Consider the following 20,503-nt stretch of genomic DNA (forward strand, 5'->3'; position numbering starts at 1 on the left):
AAGAGAACGAGGATACGGCGGATGCTGGCGACCGGTGTGGTCGTCGCCGCCACCGGATCGGCACTGATGACCGCGCCGGCCTGGGCGGACGACACCACCGCCGCGGCCACCACGGCGACGAGCCCGGTGCCGGTCGCTCCCGCGATGACCCAGGGGCTGGACAAGTCCGCCCGCGCGGGCACGCCCGCCGAGGCCGCCCGGGCCCACCTGAAGGCCCACAAGGACACGTACAAGGTGCCCGTCTCCGACCTGAAGACGGTGCAGACGACCAAGGACGGCAAGCAGTCCTCGGTCCGCTTCCAGCAGAAGCACGACGGCGTCCCGGTCTTCGGCGCCGAGTACGCGGTGCAGACGGAGGCGGCCGACGGCGGCCAGCAGGTCACCTCCGCGACCGGCACGCTCTACACGGACCTCACGGTCTCCACCACACCGAAGGTCGCCGAAGCCACCGCGAAGCAGCGGATGTTCACGCTCGACCGCGGCCTGCGCGGCGTGCAGGGCGCGAAGACCGAGGCGCACGGCCTGTCCGTGCTGCCCGACGCCCACGGCGGCAGGCTGGCCTGGCACTTCACCGTCACCGGCGGCAAGGCGGACGGCAGCCCGGTGCGCCAGGAGGTGTACGTCGACGCGCGCGTGGGCGGCATCGCGCTCTCGTACAACAACATCGACGCGGCCGACGCGTCGCCCGCGGAGGGGACGGGCGTACGCGTCGACGGCGGCGAGGCGAAGCTGAACGTCAACAAGGAGGCGGACGGCTCGTACACGCTCGTCGACTCCACCCGCTCCATGTACGCGCAGACCGGCGGCCAGATCCGCACGTACGACGCCAACCGCAAGCAGTACACGGCCGTCGCGGGAGGTCCGGTCACCGACGACATCCGGCTGGGCACGTCGGCGAGCGACCGCTTCGACGGCGCGAACACCTCGTCGGGCGCGGTCGACGCGCACCTGAACGCGGCGAAGGTCTACGAGTACTACAAGGACCAGATCGGCCGCGACGGTGTCGACGGCAAGGGCGGCACGATCTACTCCGTCGTCAACGTCGCCGCCAACGGCAAGGACTACGCCAACGCCTTCTGGGACGGTTCCAAGATGGTCTACGGCCACATGGACGGCGTGCCGCTGTCCGTGGGCCTGGACGTCGTCGGCCACGAGATGACTCACGGCGTCACCGAGCACTCCGCCGGGCTCGTCTACCTCAATCAGTCGGGTGCGCTCAACGAGGCGATATCCGACTACTTCGGCAACGCCATGGAGACCGCCGACAAGGGCATCGCGATGAGCGACCCGACGTCCGGCCTCATCGGGGAGTACCTCTGCAACGGCACGAAGCCGCTGGAGGACTGCGCCCTGCGCGACCTGAACGACGGACGCAACGCGCAGAAGGACTACCAGCCCATCACGCTCGACATCGACAACGGCGGAGTGCACCACAACTCCACCATCGTCGGCGGTGCGCTGTGGGACATGCGCAAGAACATCGACAGCAAGCTCGCCGACCGGATCATCTACCGGTCCGCGCAGAACTACCTCACACCGCTGTCCGGCTTCACCGACATGCGTAACGCGGTCACCCTCGCGGCCAAGTCCCTGAACGTCTCGAAGGCCGATCTCGCCGTCATCGACAAGGCCTTCGACGACCACGGCATCGAGACCGGCTGGGAGCAGAAGGGCGGCACGCACGACGGCACCACCATCGGCACCGACATCCTGCCCGCGTACGAGGTCTACGGCGGGATCGACGAGCAGGCCGCCCAGATCAACGGCGACGTCTACGCGATCAGCCACGGCGACGCCATCGCCTGGGACCAGGGCAGCGCCGCCTTCGGCATCACCGTGGGCCGCTTCGACAAGAAGCCGCAGCACGAACTGGCCCAGCAGGATGCCTACCTGCTCGACCCGTCCCTGGACGACGACCGGATCGTCTTCACCCGGATCGCCGCCGACGGCATCGGGATCTACCAGGCCGGTGACAAGGGCCAGGGCGCGATCAAGAAGCTGGCCGACCGGCCGGACGCCGACGAGACCGAGCCGGTGACCGACCACGGCGCGCTCGCCTACATCAGCACCACCGCCGACGGCGAGCAGGACGTCATGCTCCGCAAGGCCGACGGCACGACGGTCAACGTCACCCCGGAGGCAGGCACCAAGGCAGCCCGCCTCGCGATGAAGAACGGCACGATCGCCTGGGCCGGCGGCGACGGCACGTACGTCTACGTCTACGACATCGCGAAGGGCACCACGCAGACCAAGCGGATCACCGGCTTCCTCTTCAACTGGGTCTCCGACATCCAGATCACCTCGGACCGCGTCTTCTGGCGCGAGACGGGCGGCTTCCTGATCCCGAGCACGACGTTCATGTCGGCGCCGCTCGACGACCTGTCCAAGGCCGCGAAGCTGCGCTACCCGTCGAGCGCCTACGTCGCCCAGTTCTCGGTGAACGACGACTACTTCGCCTACTCCACCTACGACCTCTGGGGCGCGCTCGGCGCCTGGAACGGTCCGGTGAAGGCGATGGTCTCCAAGACCGCCGACGTGCTCGACGGTCTCAACAACTACACCCGCGTCTCCTGCTCCTCCGGCTCCCAGCTGGCCCCGTCCCTCGGTGACGGCCAGCGCGTCGCGTGGCTCGACACGAGCGCCGCTGCCACCGATGTGGTGACCCGCGAGACGTTCGCCGGGACCTGCGAGTAGTCCTGGGCCGTCCCGCACAGCCGGGCGGGGTGCCCACCGGAGTCCCGCGGACTCCGGTGGGCACCCCGCCCGCGCCCGTGCCGGGGCACTCGAGCCCGGCGTGATCCAGAAGCGGGGCCCCGGGCCTCCCGGGGGTCCTGCGTACCGGCCCGGCAGCGATCGCATACTGGATCACACAAGGGTCGGGCACCGAGCCGCACGCCCCGCCGACCGCCGGGAGCGTCATGAGTACCGAAGCAGTCAGAGGCGAGACCCCCGTCCCGCCGCCGCCCGGCGGCGTGCTCTGGAGCATCTCCGGCGACATCCGGGCCCTGCTTATGCTGCCCGCCGCCCTCACCCTCCAGGTCGCGCACCCGGCGGTCGGCGCGGGCGTCGACGAACACTCCGTGTTCCGTACGGACCCGTGGGGGCGCGGCGAGAGGTCCCTGCGCTCGCTCCAGCTCTGGGTGTACGGGGGTGACGCGGCCACCGAGGAGGGGCGCAGGCTCCGCAGGCTGCACCGCACCATCCAGGGCACCGACACCCGAGGGCGCCGCTACCATGCGCTGTCGCCCGCGAACTACGCGTGGGTGCACGCCACGGGCTTCCCCGTCTATCAGCACGCCGCGCGGTATCTCATCCGGCCGCTCACCGACGCGCAGGAACGGGCCCTGTACCAGGAGTGGCTCCAGGTCGGCCGGGTTCTCGGCATCCACGACCGGGACATGCCGCAGACGATCGAGGAGTTCTGGCCGTGCTTCCGCAAGGTGCTCGCCGACGAGATCGAGCTGACCGTCGTCGTCGAGGAGCTGATCGCCACCGACCGCCCGGTACCGCCGCCGGACCGGGGACCGCTGCCGGTACGGCTGCTGCTGAAGGCGCTCTGGCCGGTGTTGTTCCCGCCGCTGGCCCGGTTCCGCCGCTTCGTCACCATTGGCCTGATGCCGCCGGAGGCGCGGGAGGCGATCGGGCTGGAGTGGACGGACGCGCAGGAGCGGAAGCTGCGACGGTTCTGCGCAGCGGTGCGGCGCGTCGTTCCCGTGCTCCCGGAGCGGCTGCGCTACCTGCCGTACGCGCGCCGGGCGCGGGCGGCGCGTCGCGAGGCCGTCCGGGGCGACGCGCAGCCCGGGCGGACGGGAGGCGCGCCGGCGCGGCCGGCGTGATCACCGATCCGACGTGACCGCCGACGTTGCGGACGCGGCGCCCGGCCGTCCACCGGGCACCGTCGCCCCGCCGAGGAGAGGGGCGACGGCACCGGGAGCCGATCCGCGGACCCGTCAGCGGTGGTCGTGAATCGTGTTCGTCGCCGCGATCTGCTTCCACGACGCGGGCTGCGCGGGCCGAGCGGGAGCGCGCAACGCGTGCGCGTCGGCCGCTGCCGGGGCCTGGGGCCGCGTCGGTTGGTACAGCCAGGTGTCGAAGAAACCGGCGAGCGGCTTGTGCGAGACCCGTTCCGCGTACGTCACGAAGTCCGCCACGCTCGCGTTCCCGTACGCGTGCTCGGCCGGCCAGCCCTTCAGCAACGCGAAGAACGTCTCGTCACCCACCTCGTTGCGCAGCGCCTGGAGCGCCAGCGCACCCCGGTCGTAGACGGCCGCGTCGAACTGGTTGTCCGGGCCGGGGTCGCCGGGCTTCACCGTCCAGAAGGCGTCGTCCGCCGGGTGCTGGGCGTATGTGTAGTCCGCCAGCTCCTGCGCGGTGCCCTCGCCCTCCTTCTCCGACCAGAGCCACTGGCTGTACCGGGCGAAGCCCTCGTTGATCCAGATGTCCTTCCAGCCCTTGAGGGACACGCTGTCGCCGTACCACTGGTGCGCCAGCTCATGGACGACGACGGAGACGTTCGCACCGTTCGCGAACTGCTTCGGGCTGTAGAACGGCCTGGTCTGGGTCTCCAGCGCGAACCCGCTCGTCACATTGGGGGAGTACCCGCCGAGCGCGTCGAAGGGATACGGTCCGAAGACCTCCGTCAGCCACTCGGCGACCTCGGTGGTCCGCTCGATGCTGGCGCGTGCCGCACCGCCGTTGGCGCCGAGATCCCTGCTGTACGCATTGACGACCGGCAGCCCGTCCGACGTGGTGTCGGTGGTGATGTCGAACTTGCCGATGGCCAGCGTCGTCAGATATGTCGCCTGCGGCTTCGTGGAGCGCCAGTTGTAGCGGGTCCAGCCGAGCTTCGAACTCTGCGACTGGAGCGTGCCGTTGCTGATCGCCTGGGTGCCGTCCGGCACGGACACCGAGATGTCGTACGTCGCCTTGTCGAGCGGGTGGTCGTTGCTGGGGAACCACCACGCGGCCGACTCCGGCTCCTGCGCGGCCACCGCGCCGTCCGGCGTACGGACCCAGGAGGTCCAGCCGTTGATCTTCACCTCCGACGGCTTTCCGGCGTACCGCACGACCACCGAGACGGCCTTGCCCTTGGCCAGCGCCGCCGCCGGGGTGATTTCGAGTTCCTGCTCGCCGCTCCTGGCGTAACCGGCCTTCTTGCCGTTCACCCGCACCTCGGAGACGTCCAGCCCGAAGTCGAGGTTGAATCGGGTGAGTTCCTGGGTGGCCGTGGCGAGGATCGTCGCCGTGCCCTCCAGCAGGTCGGTGGCGGGCTGGTACGTCAGCCGCAGGTCGTAGTGGGACACGTCGTAGCCGCCGTTGCCGCTGGCCGGGTAGTAGGGATCGCCGATGCCCGGGGCGCCCGCGGTGCCTTCGGCGGCCGAGGCCGGGATCGCCAGCAGCAGGGAGGCCGCGAGTGCGCTCGGGACGATGAATCTGCGGTGCACGAATGCTCCAATTCGTCGGGGCGAAGGATCTTTCGAACCGTCACGTAGAGACTATTCAGCGACCCCCGCATCAGTCGTGTCCATGACGGCTCCTGTCACACGATCGCCATTCGGCCGACATGACACAGGACAGTCCTTCCCGCATGGACACGTCATATGCATAGGCGATCGCCCCCTGTTGCACAGGAGTTGACCGGGGTACCTTCCGCCCATGCCGACACGTACGCGGGGCACCCGCTTGACGTACAGATCGCTGGTGGTGGCGGCCGTCGCCGCCCTGATGGCAGTCCTGCTTTTACCAGTAGGTGCACAGGGCGCGAGCCCTCGGAAGAGCGGGCCCGTGGCGAGCGGGCCCCTGGAGAGCAGCCCGGTCTATTCGTACGAGAACGCCGTGCGCGAATCCGTCTGGGTCGACACCGGACTGGACGGCGACGGGAACGGCAGGAGCGACCGCGTCGCCGTCGACATCGTCCGGCCGGGCGAACCCGCCCAGCAGGGCCGGAAGATCCCCGTGATCATGGACGCCAGCCCGTACTACTCCTGCTGCGGCCGCGGCAACGAGAGCCAGCTCAAGACGTACGACGCCGACGGCCGGCCGGTCCGGTTCCCCCTGTACTACGACAACTACTTCGTGCCGCGCGGCTACGCGTTCGTCGCCGTCGATCTGGCCGGAACCAATCGCTCCGACGGCTGCGTCGACGTCGGCGGCCGCTCCGACGTGCAGTCCGCCAAGGCCGTCATCGACTGGCTGAACGGCCGCGCCCGCGCTTACACCACCCGCACCGGCGGTGAACGCGCCACAGCCGGCTGGTCCGACGGGCGCACCGGAATGATCGGCAAGAGCTACGACGGCACCATTGCCAACGGTGTGGCCGCGACCGGTGTGGACGGGCTGCGGACCATCGTGCCGATCGGCGCCATCTCCTCCTGGTACGACTACTACTTCGCCCAGGGCGCGCCCCTCTACGACAGCGGCCCCGACTGGCTCTCCGGCTACGTGGAGAGCCCCGGGGCACGCGACCGCTGCGCAGCCGTGCAGCAGCAACTCGTCGACCAGGCGCCGCGCACCGGCGACCTCACGAAGCTGTGGAACGACCGCGACTACGTGAAGGACGCCCGAAAGGTGCGGGCCAGCGTCTTCGCCGTCCACGGCATGCAGGACCTCAACGTCCGCACCAAGCACCTCGGCCAGTGGTGGGACGCCCTCGCGGACCAGGGCGTGGAGCGCAAGATCTGGCTCTCGCAGACCGGACACGTCGACCCGTTCGACTACCGGCGCGCCGAGTGGGTGAAGACGCTGCACCGCTGGTTCGACCACTATCTCCTCGGCTACGACAACGGCATCGACCGCGAACCGATGGCCGACGTCGAACGGCACCCCGATCAGTGGTCCACCGACAGGGTCTGGCCGCCCCGCACCACGCACACCGCTACCGTGCGCCCCGGCCCCGGCGACGCGCCCGGCGTCGGCAGTCTCGGCCTGAAGCCCGCCCGCCCGGGCGCCACCGAGACGTTCACCGACGACCCGGCGCAGAGCGAGACGGAGTGGGCCGCAGACCTGGACCGGGCCACGAGCGCCAAGACGGGATTCCGCACCGCGCCGCTCACCCAGGACCTGCGACTGGCCGGATCCTCCACGGTGACCGTCACCGCCACCCCGACCACATCGACCGCCCATCTCTCCGCGGTCCTCGTGGACATCGGCCCCGACACCATCCGCGACTACGGCTCGTCCGGCGAAGGCATCACCACCCTCACCGACCGCACCTGCTGGGGCGCGAGCACCGCCGGGGACAGCTCCTGCTTCAAGGAGACCCGGGCCGAGGCGGCCGACGTCGACCGAACCGTCCTCAGCCGCGGCTGGGCCGACCTCGGCACCTACGCCTCCGCCGGACACGGCCGCCCCCTCACGCCGGGCAGGGCCTACACGATCACCATCGACCTCGCGGCCACCGACCACGTCGTCCCGGCCGGCCACCGCCTCGCCCTGGTCGTCGCCGGCACCGACCGGGACCTCATCGACCCGCCGGACTCCACGCCGACGCTCACCCTCGACCTGGCCCGTACGTCCGCGAAGCTGCCGTTCACCGGCGGCACCGGAGCCTTCGTACGAGCCACCGCGGGTTCCGCACCCGCGACAGCCACCCCCCGCGCAGTCCACTCCGAGGGCGTGACGCCGCCGCGTCCCGCCCACCGCATCCCGGGAGGCAGCCGCTCATGACACCCCGTATCCCGACCGCCCGCGGCCCGGTCCGCCGCAACCTCGTCCTGACGGCAGCCGCCGCCGTCCTGGCCGTACCCCTGATCACCATGCCCGCCCAGGCCGCGCACACCGAGCCCCGGCCCCGTACCGGCTTCGAGACCAGCAACGGGGCCCGGTGGACCGGCCAGCCGGAGGAACAGTCCTTCCTGGCCGCCGTCGACCGGGGCAGCGACCGGGTCTCCGTCGACCGGATCGGCACGACGAAACAGGGCCGCCCGCTCCAGCTCGTCCGGATCGGAAACCAACACGCCAACGCGAACACGATGCTGCTGATCTGCAGTCAGCACGGCAACGAACCGTCGGGCCGCGAAGCGTGCCTGACGACCATTCGCGATCTGGCCTACGCCCAGGACCCCTCGACTCGCGCCTTCCTCTCCCGTACGAACGTCCTCGTCGTGCCCACCGCCAACCCCGACGGACGCGCCGCGAACACCCGCGGCAACTCCGACGGCGTCGACATCAACCGCGACCACATCGCGCTGCAGACCGCCGAGGGCCGCGCCATGGCGGCGGTCGTCCGCGACCGGAAGCCCGATGTGATCTACGACCTGCACGAGTACGGCGCCACCCCGCCGTACTACGACAAGGACCTCTTCGTCCTGTGGCCCCGTAACCTCAACGTCTCCGACCGGGTGCACGGCGAATCGCAGACCCTCGCCCAGAGCTATGTGCGGCCCACCGCCGCGGAGGCCGGCTACAGCAGTGGCCTCTACGGCATCTGGACCGACCCCGTCACCGGCGACCCGATCAAGCAGACCGCGGGCGACGGACAGGAACGCATCCTGCGCAACACCTCCGGCATCAAGCACGCCGTCGGCCTGCTCATCGAATCCCGCGTCGACGCACTCACCGCCGCCGAGAAGGCCGACCCGGCACTCAACAGCCGACGCCGAGTCAATTCCCAACTCGTCGCGCTCGACGGCCTGTTCGCCTTCACCGACGAACACCGCGGCGCGATCGTCGCCGCCACCGCCGCATCCCGGGCCGCGGGATTCAAGGACCGCGGCCCGGTCTTTCTCGGCGGCGCCGACAACGAGGCACCCGAAGCCGGCCAAGTCCTTCAGGACCCGCCGTGCGGATACCGGCTCACCAAGGACCAGTTCGACGACGTCAAGGACGAACTCGCCCTGCACGGTGTCACCTCCCGGCGCGACGGTGACGGAGCGTACGTACCGCTGCGGCAGTCGGCCCGCAATCTGATCCCGCTCCTCCTGGACGAGCGGGCGACCTATCACCTCACAAGCGGGCAGGCCGATACCTCTTGCTGATTTCATGAGGCGAGCGCCACGTACGGCACCGGCTACGGAGAGTGATGCATCGGTTCCGTGGAAGGTGCCGTCCGTGCCGCTGGCCGCACAGAGAACGGGCGGCCGGGGAGATCTGCCGGTGACGGCGGACCTCCCCTGCCACCCGACGCGGTACCGGTACCAGCGCTGGGCCCGGGACCGCCGCTGGGCCCGGTACCCGCGCCGGTGCTGGTACCGGTGCCGGGCTGATCCCAGGCCGGTCCCGGCGGCCGATTAGGATCGGCACCCTGATGACTGCCACTCTCGTTGCCAAGGACCTCGCCGCCGGACACGGCGACCGCACACTCTTCGCCGGACTCGACCTCGTCGTCGCGCCCGGTGACGTGATCGGTCTCGTCGGAGTCAACGGGGCCGGTAAATCGTCCCTGCTCCGGCTGCTCGCCGGGCTCGACCGGCCGGAGGAGGGCGAGCTGCGGCTCTCCCCGCCCACCGCCACCGTCGGCCACCTCCCGCAGGAGCCGGAGCGGCGTCCGCGGGAGACCGTGCGCGAATTCTTGGCCCGCCGTACCGGCGTCGCCGACGCCCAGTCCGCGATGGACACCGCCACGCAGGCTCTCGTCGACGGGGCGCCGGGCGCGGACGACGCGTACTCCGAGACGCTGGAGCGCTGGCTGGCGCTCGGCGGCGCGGACCTGGACGAGCGCGCCGAGGAGGTTGCCGCCGACCTCGGCCTGACCGTCGGCCTCGACCTGCCGATGACCGCGCTCTCCGGCGGCCAGGCGGCCCGCGCGGGCCTGGCTTCCCTCCTGCTCTCCCGCTACGACGTCTTCCTGCTCGACGAGCCCACCAACGACCTCGACCTGGACGGCCTCGAGCGGCTGGAGCGCTACGTCTGCGGACTGCGCGCGGGCACGGTCGTCATCAGTCACGACCGCGAATTCCTGATGCGTACGGTCACCAAGGTCCTCGAACTGGACCTGGCCCAGCAGCAGATCAACCTCTACGGCGGTGGGTACGCCGCCTACCTGGAGGAGCGAGACAGGGCGCGCAGGCATGCCCGCGAGGACTTCGAGGAGTACGCCGACAAGCGCGCCGCCCTCGAAGGGCGCGCCCACATGCAGCGCTCCTGGATGGACAAGGGTGTCAAGAACGCCCGCCGCAAGGCGACCGACAACGACAAGAACAGCCGCAAGCTCCGCAGCGAGTCCAGCGAGAAACAGGCCGCGAAGGCCAGGCAGACCCAGCGCATGATCGAGCGGCTCGATGTCGTCGACGAGCCGCGCAAGGAGTGGGAACTGCGGATGGAGATCGCCACCGCACCCCGCTCCGGCTCGGTCGTCGCCACCCTGCGCGAAGCCAGGGTCACACGCGGTGACTTCGGCTTCGGCCCGGCCTCGCTGCAGATCGACTGGGCGGACCGGGTCGCCATCACCGGCGCCAACGGTGCGGGCAAGTCCACCCTCCTCGCCGCACTCCTGGGCCGCCTCCCGCTGGACGCCGGGCAGGCGACGCTCGGCTCGGGCGTCGTGGTCGGAGAGGTGGACCAGGCGCGCAAGCTGTTCCACGGCTCCGAATCGCTCCTGGAGGCGTTCTGCGCGGCCGTCCCCGACACCGAACCGGCCGAAGTCCGCACACTGCTCGCCAAGTTCGGCCTGCGCGCGGACCATGTGATGCGTCCCGCGACCACGCTCTCGCCCGGCGAACGCACCAGGGCCGCGCTCGCCCTGCTCCAGGGCCGGGGCGTCAACCTCCTCGTCCTCGACGAGCCGACGAACCACCTCGATCTGCCCGCGATCGAGCAGCTGGAATCGGCGCTGGACTCGTACACGGGGACGCTGCTGCTGGTCACGCACGACCGGCGCATGCTGGAGGCGGTACGGACGACACGGCGCGTCGAGGTGGCGGACGGCAAGGTTACGGAGCTGTGAGGGTGCCGGGGCAGCGCCCCGGACTCCTTCCGGCATGTCCGGCCCGTCCGGCGTTCGAGGACGTCTTTTGAGCCTCTCCGGCGCGTGAGGAGCGGGTTCCGGGGGCGGGGCCCCCGGAACCCGCTCCCGCCCCGACATCAGCCCCTCTTGCCGCCCTGCTTCGGATCCGTCAGCCCGGCCCGCCGCAACGCATCCGCCATCGCACTGTTCACCGGTGCGGGCGCCGGACGAGCGGAGCCGCCCCCACCGCCGCCACCGCGCCGGTCACGCTCCTGACCACCCTGCCCCTGCCCCTGGCGCTGCCGCGGCGGCCGGCCGGCCTTGCCATTTCCTTGACCGCCCCGCTCGCCCCGTTCGGACCGCTCCCGCCTTGGCCCGCCGCCCTGGGGCGTGTCCCCCGTCGACGCCTCGTCGTCCAGCCGCAGCGTGAGCGAGATCCGCTTCCGCGGAATGTCGACGTCCATGACCTTGACCTTCACGATGTCGCCCGGCTTCACGACATCCCTCGGGTCCTTCACGAACGTGCGCGACATCGCCGACACGTGCACCAGACCGTCCTGGTGCACACCGATGTCCACGAACGCGCCGAACGCCGCGACATTGGTGACGACACCCTCCAGGACCATCCCGGACGCCAGATCACCGATCTTCTCGACGCCCTCCTTGAAGGTGGCGGTCTTGAACGCGGGACGCGGGTCGCGTCCCGGCTTCTCCAGCTCCTTCAGGATGTCGGTGACCGTCGGCAGACCGAACTTCTCGTTCACGAACTCGTCGGCCCGCAGCGACCGCAGCACGCTCGTGTTGCCGATCAGTGAGGCGACGTCACCGCCCGTCCGCTTCACCATCGCCCGCACCACCGGGTACGCCTCCGGGTGCACGCTCGACGCGTCCAGCGGGTCGTCGCCCCGGATGCGCAGAAAGCCCGCGCACTGCTCGTACGCCTTCGGGCCCAGCCGCGCCACGTCCTTGAGCGACTTCCGCGAACGGAAGGGCCCGTTCGCGTCACGGTGCGCCACGATGTTCTCGGCGAGCCCCGAGCCGATCCCCGAAACCCGCGAAAGCAGCGGCGCCGACGCGGTGTTGACGTCCACGCCGACACCGTTCACGCAGTCCTCGACGACCGCGTCCAGCGAGCGCGACAGCTTCACCTCGGACAGGTCGTGCTGGTACTGGCCCACACCGATCGACTTCGGGTCGATCTTCACCAGCTCGGCGAGAGGGTCCTGAAGGCGTCGCGCGATCGAGACGGCGCCGCGCAACGACACGTCCATGTCGGGGAGTTCCTGCGACGCGAACGCCGAAGCCGAGTACACCGACGCGCCCGCCTCCGACACCATCACCTTGGTGAGCTTCAACTCGGGGTGTTTGTCGATGAGTTCACCGGCGAGCTTGTCGGTCTCGCGGGAGGCCGTGCCATTGCCGATCGCGATCAGGTCGACGTCGTGGGCCTTCGACAGTTGCTCCAGCCTGGCCAGCGCCTGGTCCCATTTGTTCGCCGGGACGTGCGGGTGGATGACATCCGTCGCGACGACCTTGCCGGTCGCGTCGACGACGGCGACCTTCACACCCGTACGGAAACCGGGGTCGAGCCCCAGCGTGGCCCGCGTCCCGGCCGGCGCGGCGAGCAGCAGATCGCGCAGGTTCGACGCGAAGACCCGTACCGCCTCGTCCTCCGCCGCCGTGCGCAGCCGCAGCCGCAGATCGATGCCGAGATGCACCAGGATCCGGGTCCGCCAGGCCCAGCGCACCGTGTCGGCGAGCCATTTGTCGCCGGGGCGGCCTCGGTCGCTCACCCCGAAGCGCCGGGCGACCATGTTCTCGTACGCCGACGGGCCGGGAGTCTCGGACGGCTCCTCCGGCTCCAGGACCAGGTCGAGGACGTCCTCCTTCTCGCCCCGAAGCATCGCGAGCACCCGGTGCGAGGGCAGCGCGGTGAACGGCTCGGCGAAGTCGAAGTAGTCGGCGAACTTCGCCCCCGCCTCCTCCTTGCCGTCCCGTACCTTGGCGGCCAGCCGCCCGCGCGACCACATGCGTTCACGCAGCTCACCGATCAGATCGGCGTCCTCCGAGAACCGCTCGGTGAGGATGGCGCGGGCCCCCTCCAGCGCCGCCGCACCGTCCGCGACGCCCTTGTCGGCGCCGACGAAGTCGGCGGCAGCGGCCAGCGGTTCCACCGAGGGGTCGCCGAGCAGACCGTCCGCAAGCGGTTCGAGCCCCGCCTCCCTGGCGATCTGCGCCTTCGTGCGCCGCTTGGGCTTGAACGGCAGATAGACGTCCTCAAGGCGCGCCTTCGTGTCGGCGGCCCGGATCTGCGCCTCCAGCGCGTCGTCGAGCTTGCCCTGCTCGCGTACCGAGTCGAGGATCGCCGTACGGCGGTCCTCCAGCTCCCGCAGATACCGCAGCCGCTCCTCGAGCGTGCGCAGCTGCGCGTCGTCGAGCATCTCGGTCGCTTCCTTGCGGTAGCGGGCGATGAACGGCACGGTCGACCCGCCGTCGAGCAGCTCGACGGCCGCCTTCACCTGCCGCTCGCGTACGCCGAGTTCCTCGGCGATCCTGCCTTCGATGGACGTCGTCACGGTTCTACCGACTCGCCTTCTCGTACTGGCTGTACTGGCTCTACTGGCTGTGCTTGCCGGGGCGGGGCCCCTTCGCCTGCATTGTGCCGGGTGGTCGGGCGCCGTGTCGCCCGGCCACCCCACCCGACCGCGAACCGGTGTCGCTCAGCCCTTGCCGATCAGATCGGCCGGGAACGCGCCCGCCGAGGCGGCCGTGAACAGGAATCCGCGCGCCAGTTCGGTCAGCCGTTCCACGCCCTCCGCGCCCAGATGCTCGTACGGGGCACTGTCCATCCGGTCCGTGGCCTCCTCCAGATCCGCCCGCAGCGCCACGCCCGTCTCGGTCAACTCGCCCTCGCCGTCGAGGAGTCCACGCCCGCGCAGCCGCTCGGAAGCCTCCTCCCAGTCACCGCGGAGCCAGCCCCGGGTGGCGAGGACCCAGCGCGGGTTCATCCCCTTGCCGGTCGCGGTGTGGCTGACCAGGGCCTCCACCGGATCGAGACCGGCCGCGAGGAGCGCCGCGAGATGGCCGTCGCCGCGGTGCTCGCGCAGCAGCGTCCCGGCGTGCCAGTACGCCAGGTGCGGCTGCTCGGGCACCGGCAGATCGGCGTGGGCGGCGTAGAGCGGCCGGGCGTGTCGGGTGCACGCCTCGGCGGCGCGCAGCGCCAGCCCGGCCGCCTCGGCCATTTCCGGGGAGGTGATGATCTCCTCACCCAGGAGCCGGCGCAACGTGGCGTCGGCGGCGCGCAGCCGGGCGTCCAGGACCGCCTGCGGCGTGGCGACGGACCACACGGCGGGCAGATGCCGGGCGACGAGATCGTGGTTGAAGTTGTAGAAGGCCGCGGTGACCGTGCCGGGGCCGACGGCGCCCAGCGCCGCCGCGCGCGCGACGAGGTAGGCGGCGTTCGTGTCGTCGATGCCGAGTTTCCCGAGCTCCTCGCCGAGATCGGGGGAGAAGTAGACCGTCGAGTGCAACGGGTTGATGGCGTTGTGGCAGCGGCGTCCGGCGCGCGGCGGCAGAGTACTCATGCAGGCACGTTACCGACTGGTTGGTACGTTCCGTAACCCCGGGACGGCATCCATTCCGCGCGGACCCCGGCATGGCGGAAAAGGTGGGTTCTTCGTCATTGCGGCCATGCTCCCGGCTGCCCAGGATGGAAGCCATGACGCAGCGATCCGTACTCGTCGTCCTCTTCGACGGCGTTCAGAGCCTCGATGTGACCGGCCCCGTGGAGGTCTTCGCCGGGGCCTCCCACTTCCCCGGGGCCGCGTACGGACTGCGCACCGCCTCCCTCGACGGCGCGCCGGTCCGTACGAGCAGCGGTCTGACGCTCGTCCCCGACGGGAGTCTCGCCGACGCCGCGCCGCCGCACACTCTCCTCGTCCCCGGCGGTCAGGGCACCCGCGCCCCCGACCTGGCGCTGATCGACTGGCTGCGCGGCCACGCCCCGCACGCCGAGCGGCTCGTCTCCGTCTGCACGGGGGCGCTGCTGCTCGCCGCGGCCGGCCTGCTGGACGGCCACCGGGTGACCACGCACTGGACGGTCTGCGACCACCTCGCCCGCAGCCACCCGGCCGTCGAGGTCGACCCGGACCCGATTTTCGTACGCGACGGCAGGCTGGCCACCTCCGCCGGCGTCACCGCCGGTATCGATCTCGCCCTCGCCCTTGTCGAGGAGGACCACGGCCGGGACATCGCGCTCACGATCGCACGTCACCTCGTGGTCTTTCTGCGCAGGCCCGGGAACCAGGCGCAGTTCAGCGCCCAGCTCACCGCACAGACCGCCCGCCGCGAACCGCTGCGCGAGGTCCAGCACTGGATCACCGAACACCCCGGCGAGGACCTCACCGTCGAGGCGCTCGCCGCCCGCGCCCGGCTCTCGCCCCGCCACTTCGCCCGCGCCTTCCAGGCCGAGACGGGCCTCACCCCGGGCCGATACGTCGACCGCGTACGTCTCGAACACGCCCGCCGGCTGCTGGAGGACACCACCGACGGCGTCACCGGCATCTCGCGCGCCTGCGGCTACGGCACCCCCGAGGCCATGCGCCGCGCGTTCATCAAGGCCCTCGGCACGGCACCCGCCGAATACCGGCGCCGCTTCCGCGCCCAGCCGGCCACCCACTGACCGGCCGACCCGTAACCCATCGACGACCGACCGAAAGGCAACGCCGTGCAGATCGCCATCGTCCTCTTCGAGCGCTTCACCTCACTCGACGCCGTGGGCCCCTACGAAATGCTCGCCCGCACCCCCGGCGCCGAGACCGTGTTCGTCGCTGAACGGACCGGGCCCGTGCGCAATGACAACGGCAGCCTCGCGCTGGTCGCTGACAGGACCTTCGCCGACGTACCGGCGCCGGACGTGCTGGTCGTCCCCGGCGGCCCCGGCCAGAGCGACCAGATGGAGAACGAGGCGCTGCTCGGCTGGCTGCGCACCGCCGACGCCACCAGCACCTGGACCACCTCCGTCTGCACCGGGTCCCTGCTGCTCGCCGCGGCCGGACTGCTGACGGGTCGGCGCGCCACCTCGCACTGGCTCGCGCTGGACCGCCTGAAGGACTTCGGCGCCGAACCGACCGGTGAACGCGTCGTCGTCGACGGCAAGTACGTCACGGCGGCCGGCGTCTCTTCCGGCATCGACATGGGACTCACCCTGCTCGGCCGCATCGCGGACGACGAGCACGCCATGTCCGTACAGCTGCTGTCCGAGTACGACCCGCAGCCGCCGTACGACGCGGGTTCACCCGCGAAGGCCCCGGCAGCGCTGGTCGAGAAGCTCCGCGCCGGGAGCCGCTTCATCCTCCAGTAGCCGCAGGGGCGTTACGGCCCGGTCGTCCAGGTGAAGCGCGGCGCGCGCCGCTCCAGGAAGGCGGCGACCCCCTCCGCGGTGTCGCCGCTGCGGCGCGCCTGCTCCGCCCAGTGGGCGTCCCGGTCCGCACGCCCGGCGGCGAACTCCTTCGCTGCCGCCTGCGTCAGCTGCGAGCGCGCCGCCAGCGTGCGTACGTACGCGTCGACCCGCTTGTCCAGCTCACCGGCCGGCAGCACCTCGTCCACCAGACCGGTCCGCAGCGCCCGCGCGGTGTCGATCAGCTCGCCGGAGAACAGCAGATGCTTCGCCGTGGCCGGGCCGGTCAGCGCCACCAGCCGCCGGGTCGACGACGCCGGGTACACGATCCCGAGCTTGGCAGGCGTGACGCCGAACGACGCGCCCTCCTCGGCGAACCGCAGATCGCAGGCGGCCGCGAGCTGGCTGCCGCCGCCCACGCAGTAGCCGCGGATCGCCGCGAGTGTCGGACGGGGGAATGCCGCGAGGGACTCCTCGGCGGCCACGGCGAGCGCCTGCGGATCGCCCGCCGGGTCCCGGAGCGAGGAGATGTCCGCCCCGGCGCAGAAGGTGTTCCCGGCGCCCGTCAGCACCAGCACCCGGACCGCGGGGTCGACGGCCAGCCGCTCCAGCAGACCGGGCAGCGCGCTCCACATCGGGGCCGTCATCGCATTGCGCTTGGCGGGATTGCTGATGACGACCGTCGCCACACCGTCCGCGACGGTGTGCTCCAGCCGGGGTTCCGTACGGTCCATGCGCCGGATGCTATCCGTACGGTTCGAACCTATGATCAAGAAGGGGTCGCCGAACAGGCACGCACCGTGAGGAGCATCCCGTGGCCGTTCCCGTAGCCGAGGGCAAGAAGCTGAGCCGCAGTTTCGGCTGGCTGGCACTGCTCGGCACCCTTCTCGTCGTGGCCGGTCTGGTCGGCCTCGTGTACACCGGTGTCGCGACGCTCACCTCGATGCTCCTGTTCGGCTGGCTGCTGCTCATCGGCGGCATCGTCGGGCTGCTCCACGCCGTCGAGTCCCGCGGCACCAACTTCTTCTGGCTGGGCGTCGTGGTCGCCGCGCTGAACATCGCCGCCGGAGTCGTCGTCATCCACCATCCGCACGGCACGGCCGAGGCGCTGACCATGTTCGCCGCGCTGCTCTTCCTGACCGGTGGGTTGTTCCGGCTGGTCGGCAGCGTCGTGGTGCGTGGCCCGCAGTTCGGCTGGACGCTCCTGCAAGGAGCCTTCGGCCTGCTCCTGGGGCTGCTGGTGCTCTTCGACTGGCCGCACAGCAGCCTCTACGTACTCGGCCTGTTCTTCTCGCTGGCGCTGCTCTTCGACGGGCTCGGCCTGATCGCGATCGGGGTCGGCGGCCGCCAAGTGGTCTCCATGGTCTCGGACCAGCAGGCGAGCGGTCAGCCGCCGGGGGCACCCGGCGGAGAGCACCCGAAACGCTCCAGGAGCTGACGCATTCGTCCGTGTCCGGTCAAATCCTGTCGATAGAAGTCGATAGAAGTCGACTTCTGTTCAGTACCACGAGCCGGACCGACTACGCCGCGCACTCTGTACTCGACGTGCAGTCACCACCGAGTGGAGAGCGGGTACCGGACTATGGAGAGCCGCGGGAGTGTCCCCGCCCGGCCCGTGTCGTACGAGGGAGTCTGGCGGTTCACCGCCCCGGCCGTGGACGTCTCCGTACCGCAGGCCAGGCATGCCGTACGCGACCTGCTGAACCGCCAGGGCGTGCCGCTGGACGAGGATGTCGCAGAGGGCCTGCTGCTCATCGTCTCGGAGCTGGTCACCAATGCCGTGAAGCATGCCGCGCTGCTCTCGCCGGAACTCGCCGTCGAGGTGGCCGTCGGAGCGGAATGGGTCAGAGTGTCCGTCGAGGACAACCACCCCTACCGGCCGACGGCCCTGGAGACGGACTACGCGCAGACCGGCGGCCGCGGCCTGCTGCTGGTCCGGGAGATCACCCGGGAAGCGGGCGGCGCCTGCGATGTGGAACACACCGCAGGCGGCGGAAAGATCATCTGGGCGGTGCTGCCGCTGAGCCGGCGGCTCTGAGCACCCGTAACCGCTGCGGCATCCGCTGCCGCCCGCCCGCTACCAGCCGGCGGACGTTCCCGTCAGCTCCCTGATCGCCGGCCGCGCGGCGTCCAGCACCGTCATGAACCAGGCCGAGAACGGCGCCTGTGCGTGCCGCTCGGCCAGTTCGCCGGCCGTCACGAACGCGGTCTCGCCGACCTCGTCCGGGTCCGGGTGCGGCCTGTCCTGTGCCATGCCCACGAAGAGGTGGTTGAACTCCTGCTCCACCAGGCCGGAGGCCGGGTCGGGGTGGTTGTAGCGGACCGTGCCCGCCTCGGCCATCAGCGAGGGCGAGATCCCCAGCTCCTCGTACGTACGCCGGGCGGCGGCGGCGAAGGGCGCCTCGCCCGGGTAGGGGTGGCCGCAGCAGGTGTTCGACCAGACGCCGGGGGAGTGGTACTTGCCGAGCGCCCGGCGCTGCAGGAGCAGTCTGCCCTGCTCGTCGAAGAGGAACACCGAGAAGGCCCGGTGCAGTTGACCGGGCGGCTGATGGGCGGCGAGCTTCTCCGCCGTACCGATGGTGGTGCCGTTCTCATCGACCAGTTCGAGCATGATCGCTTCTGCTGTGCCGTTCGACGAGCTGTTCGCCGCGGTGGCTGGTGTGGTCGGCATACCCATCCTTCGCTATGGTCCCGGCCCCGTGCGCCGGTCCCGTCGAGTCCGTCAAGTCTGCCGTACAAAAGCCGCTTGTCCGCACCTCGGGTCCTGCATGTCCGGTCCCGCCGTGCCTCGTGGCGCGAAGGGACCGGATGGCACGTCAGACGCCGAAGGCCGCCGGGTAGCGGATCGTGCCGTGTGGCACCGGCACGGAGTCGTCGAGCACCAGGGCCATCATCGCCTCGTCCGGGACCTCGAAGCCCGGCCGGATCCCGTAGCGGGACGCCGGTACGAACCCGAACTCCGGGTAGTACTCGGGATGACCGAGTACCAGGACGAGTGACTCGCCGCGCAGCCTGGCCGCGTCGAGCGCGGCCCGCACCACGGCCCGGCCGGCGCCCTGCCGCTGGTGCTCCGGGGCCGTCGCCACCGGGGCCAGCGCGAGCGCCGGTGCGTCCCCTACCCGGCACCGGGTCAGCAGCGCGTACGCAGCCACGGCGCCGTCCGGACCGGCCGCGACGTGACCGAGGCCCGGCAGCCAGGCCTCCGGATCGGTGCGCAACGCGTCGACGAGAGCGGCTTCGTCCGGCGTCGGGAACGCGGCGGTGTTGACCGCGCGCACGGCCGCCACGTCCGCCGCCGTCTCCGGCCGGGTCGGCCAGCGGGGGTCGGCGGGGCGCAGTACATAGCCGGCGCAGCCGTACTCCGTACCGTGATCGCGCCGCATGGCCAACTCCTCGCGGGCCGCCGCGAGCGCCCACTCCATGCCGGGAGCCGACGCGTCGGCGGCCTCGACGCGCTCGGCGAGCGGGACGTCGTACCCGTCCCGGTCGGCGTCGGGCTGCACGCGCACCCCGAGGACGTGATAGCCGGCCGCCACGGCCGCCGCCGCGTTGGCCGCCACAGGGCGCTTCGATGTCTCCTGCCCCCGGAAGGCGCGGGCCACGTCGGTCGGCGCGTCCGTCGTCCGGACGCACTCGGAGACGACGAGGGTGCCGCCCGGCGCGAGCAGCCGCTTCCCGTCACGCAGCGCGGTGTCGAAACCGATGATGTGCGCGGCCCCCTCGGCCCAGACGAGATCGAACGCCCCGGCCGGGAAGCCGGGGCCGGTGAGCTCGGCCATGTCGGCCCGGACCGTACGGATACGGTCGCCGAGTCCGCGAGCAGCCGCCGCTTCGCGCAGTTCGCCGAGGAACGGCTCGTGGAGATCGACGGCGGTCACCTCGGCGCCCGCCTCGGCGGCGAGCAGCAGCGCGGCGCGGCCGGGCCCGCAGCCCAGATCCAGGACGCGCGGACGGCGCGGCAGCGGGCCGGCGAGCTCCAGCAGCTGCCGGGTGGTGGCATCGGAACCGGGACTCTGCCGGGGAAGATCGTGGTAAAGGGAGAAGAACGCCTCGGAACGGACGGCGTGATCGTTGTCGGTCACCGTGGGAAACCCTTGGGTACGAGGGCTCCGGCCGACGTGTCGGCCCGGTGTGAGCCGGCGTGCTAGCCGAGGGCCCGGAAGCTGAGGACGGACCGGATGCTGCGCCGGATGGGCGCCGTCGCGACGGTCATCGGCCTCAGC

The 20,503-nt window shown here is 71.1% G+C and carries 15 protein-coding genes; 9 read left to right on the top strand and 6 right to left on the bottom strand.

Annotation, left to right across the window (positions count from 1 at the left end):
• Positions 1-21: 21 nt before the first annotated feature.
• Positions 22-2,694, top strand: a complete 2,673-nt coding sequence (locus tag OG306_RS34995) for a M4 family metallopeptidase (RefSeq protein ID WP_371666061.1) — start codon at positions 22-24, stop codon at positions 2,692-2,694.
• A gap of 224 nt (positions 2,695-2,918) precedes the next feature.
• On the top strand, positions 2,919-3,836 hold the full coding sequence (locus tag OG306_RS35000) for an oxygenase MpaB family protein (RefSeq protein WP_327258500.1): 918 nt from the start codon (positions 2,919-2,921) through the stop codon (positions 3,834-3,836).
• A gap of 114 nt (positions 3,837-3,950) precedes the next feature.
• Here OG306_RS35000 and OG306_RS35005 read toward each other — a convergent pair whose 3' ends face one another.
• Entirely contained in the window at positions 3,951-5,444 is a 1,494-nt protein-coding gene (locus OG306_RS35005; protein ID WP_266750320.1) for a M1 family metallopeptidase, read from the bottom strand.
• A gap of 211 nt (positions 5,445-5,655) precedes the next feature.
• Between OG306_RS35005 and OG306_RS35010 the strand changes: the two genes are divergently transcribed.
• From OG306_RS35010 to OG306_RS35020, 3 genes are all read left to right on the top strand, one after another.
• Positions 5,656-7,665 carry a Xaa-Pro dipeptidyl-peptidase gene (locus OG306_RS35010; RefSeq protein ID WP_371666062.1) on the top strand — a complete coding sequence of 670 codons (2,010 nt, stop codon included), beginning with the start codon at positions 5,656-5,658 and terminating at the stop codon, positions 7,663-7,665.
• Positions 7,662-8,975 carry a M14 family metallopeptidase gene (locus OG306_RS35015; protein ID WP_266904729.1) on the top strand — a complete coding sequence of 438 codons (1,314 nt, stop codon included), beginning with the start codon at positions 7,662-7,664 and terminating at the stop codon, positions 8,973-8,975. Before OG306_RS35010 ends, OG306_RS35015 begins: the two co-directional genes overlap by 4 nt.
• A 269-nt stretch (positions 8,976-9,244) precedes the next feature.
• The gene (locus tag OG306_RS35020; protein ID WP_266904727.1) at positions 9,245-10,882 is read left to right on the top strand and encodes an ABC-F family ATP-binding cassette domain-containing protein; all 1,638 of its coding nucleotides are present in this window, start codon (positions 9,245-9,247) and stop codon (positions 10,880-10,882) included.
• 137 nt (positions 10,883-11,019) lie between these two features.
• Here the strand turns inward: OG306_RS35020 and OG306_RS35025 are convergent, their stop codons facing one another.
• Both OG306_RS35025 and OG306_RS35030 read right to left on the bottom strand, forming a co-directional pair.
• Complete coding sequence (locus OG306_RS35025; RefSeq protein WP_266750326.1) at positions 11,020-13,458, bottom strand: Tex family protein; 2,439 nt, start codon at positions 13,456-13,458, stop codon at positions 11,020-11,022.
• Between the two features lie 144 nt (positions 13,459-13,602).
• Positions 13,603-14,466, bottom strand: a complete 864-nt coding sequence (locus OG306_RS35030; RefSeq protein WP_266750327.1) for an SCO6745 family protein — start codon at positions 14,464-14,466, stop codon at positions 13,603-13,605.
• A gap of 134 nt (positions 14,467-14,600) precedes the next feature.
• On the opposite strand from OG306_RS35030, the gene OG306_RS35035 reads away from it, so the two are divergent.
• Positions 14,601-15,563 carry a GlxA family transcriptional regulator gene (locus OG306_RS35035; protein WP_266750328.1) on the top strand — a complete coding sequence of 321 codons (963 nt, stop codon included), beginning with the start codon at positions 14,601-14,603 and terminating at the stop codon, positions 15,561-15,563.
• 45 nt (positions 15,564-15,608) lie between these two features.
• Complete coding sequence (locus OG306_RS35040) at positions 15,609-16,244, top strand: DJ-1/PfpI family protein (protein ID WP_266750330.1); 636 nt, start codon at positions 15,609-15,611, stop codon at positions 16,242-16,244.
• 11 nt (positions 16,245-16,255) lie between these two features.
• On the opposite strand, the gene OG306_RS35045 is transcribed toward OG306_RS35040, so the two are convergent.
• Positions 16,256-17,014, bottom strand: a complete 759-nt coding sequence (locus tag OG306_RS35045) for an enoyl-CoA hydratase/isomerase family protein (protein WP_266750331.1) — start codon at positions 17,012-17,014, stop codon at positions 16,256-16,258.
• Between the two features lie 80 nt (positions 17,015-17,094).
• Between OG306_RS35045 and OG306_RS35050 the strand changes: the two genes are divergently transcribed.
• Together OG306_RS35050 and OG306_RS35055 are read left to right on the top strand one after the other, a co-directional pair.
• Entirely contained in the window at positions 17,095-17,718 is a 624-nt protein-coding gene (locus OG306_RS35050; protein WP_266750333.1) for an HdeD family acid-resistance protein, read from the top strand.
• Positions 17,719-17,862: 144 nt separating this feature from the next.
• Positions 17,863-18,318: an ATP-binding protein gene (locus tag OG306_RS35055; protein ID WP_266750335.1), complete on the top strand. Its 456-nt coding sequence runs from the start codon at positions 17,863-17,865 to the stop codon at positions 18,316-18,318.
• A gap of 39 nt (positions 18,319-18,357) precedes the next feature.
• Here the strand turns inward: OG306_RS35055 and idi are convergent, their stop codons facing one another.
• Together idi and OG306_RS35065 are read right to left on the bottom strand one after the other, a co-directional pair.
• Positions 18,358-18,951, bottom strand: a complete 594-nt coding sequence (idi, locus tag OG306_RS35060; protein ID WP_266750336.1) for an isopentenyl-diphosphate Delta-isomerase — start codon at positions 18,949-18,951, stop codon at positions 18,358-18,360.
• 145 nt (positions 18,952-19,096) lie between these two features.
• Positions 19,097-20,362: a bifunctional class I SAM-dependent methyltransferase/N-acetyltransferase gene (locus tag OG306_RS35065; RefSeq protein ID WP_266750338.1), complete on the bottom strand. Its 1,266-nt coding sequence runs from the start codon at positions 20,360-20,362 to the stop codon at positions 19,097-19,099.
• Positions 20,363-20,503: the final 141 nt, after the last annotated feature.

Origin of the sequence: Streptomyces sp. NBC_01241, from assembly GCF_041435435.1 — a bacterium.
Lineage (GTDB): Bacteria > Actinomycetota > Actinomycetes > Streptomycetales > Streptomycetaceae > Streptomyces.

Bases quoted from the DNA above. Each gene is read 5' to 3' on its own strand.
- OG306_RS34995 (WP_371666061.1), top strand. From the start codon at position 22: ATGCTGGCGACCGGTGTGGTCGTCGCCGCCACCGGATCGGCACTGATG.
- OG306_RS35000 (WP_327258500.1), top strand. From the start codon at position 2,919: ATGAGTACCGAAGCAGTCAGAGGCGAGACCCCCGTCCCGCCGCCGCCC.
- OG306_RS35010 (WP_371666062.1), top strand. From the start codon at position 5,656: ATGCCGACACGTACGCGGGGCACCCGCTTGACGTACAGATCGCTGGTG.
- OG306_RS35015 (WP_266904729.1), top strand. From the start codon at position 7,662: ATGACACCCCGTATCCCGACCGCCCGCGGCCCGGTCCGCCGCAACCTC.
- OG306_RS35020 (WP_266904727.1), top strand. From the start codon at position 9,245: ATGACTGCCACTCTCGTTGCCAAGGACCTCGCCGCCGGACACGGCGAC.
- OG306_RS35030 (WP_266750327.1), bottom strand. From the start codon at position 14,466: ATGAGTACTCTGCCGCCGCGCGCCGGACGCCGCTGCCACAACGCCATC.
- OG306_RS35035 (WP_266750328.1), top strand. From the start codon at position 14,601: ATGACGCAGCGATCCGTACTCGTCGTCCTCTTCGACGGCGTTCAGAGC.
- OG306_RS35045 (WP_266750331.1), bottom strand. From the start codon at position 17,014: ATGGACCGTACGGAACCCCGGCTGGAGCACACCGTCGCGGACGGTGTG.
- OG306_RS35055 (WP_266750335.1), top strand. From the start codon at position 17,863: ATGGAGAGCCGCGGGAGTGTCCCCGCCCGGCCCGTGTCGTACGAGGGA.
- idi (WP_266750336.1), bottom strand. From the start codon at position 18,951: ATGCCGACCACACCAGCCACCGCGGCGAACAGCTCGTCGAACGGCACA.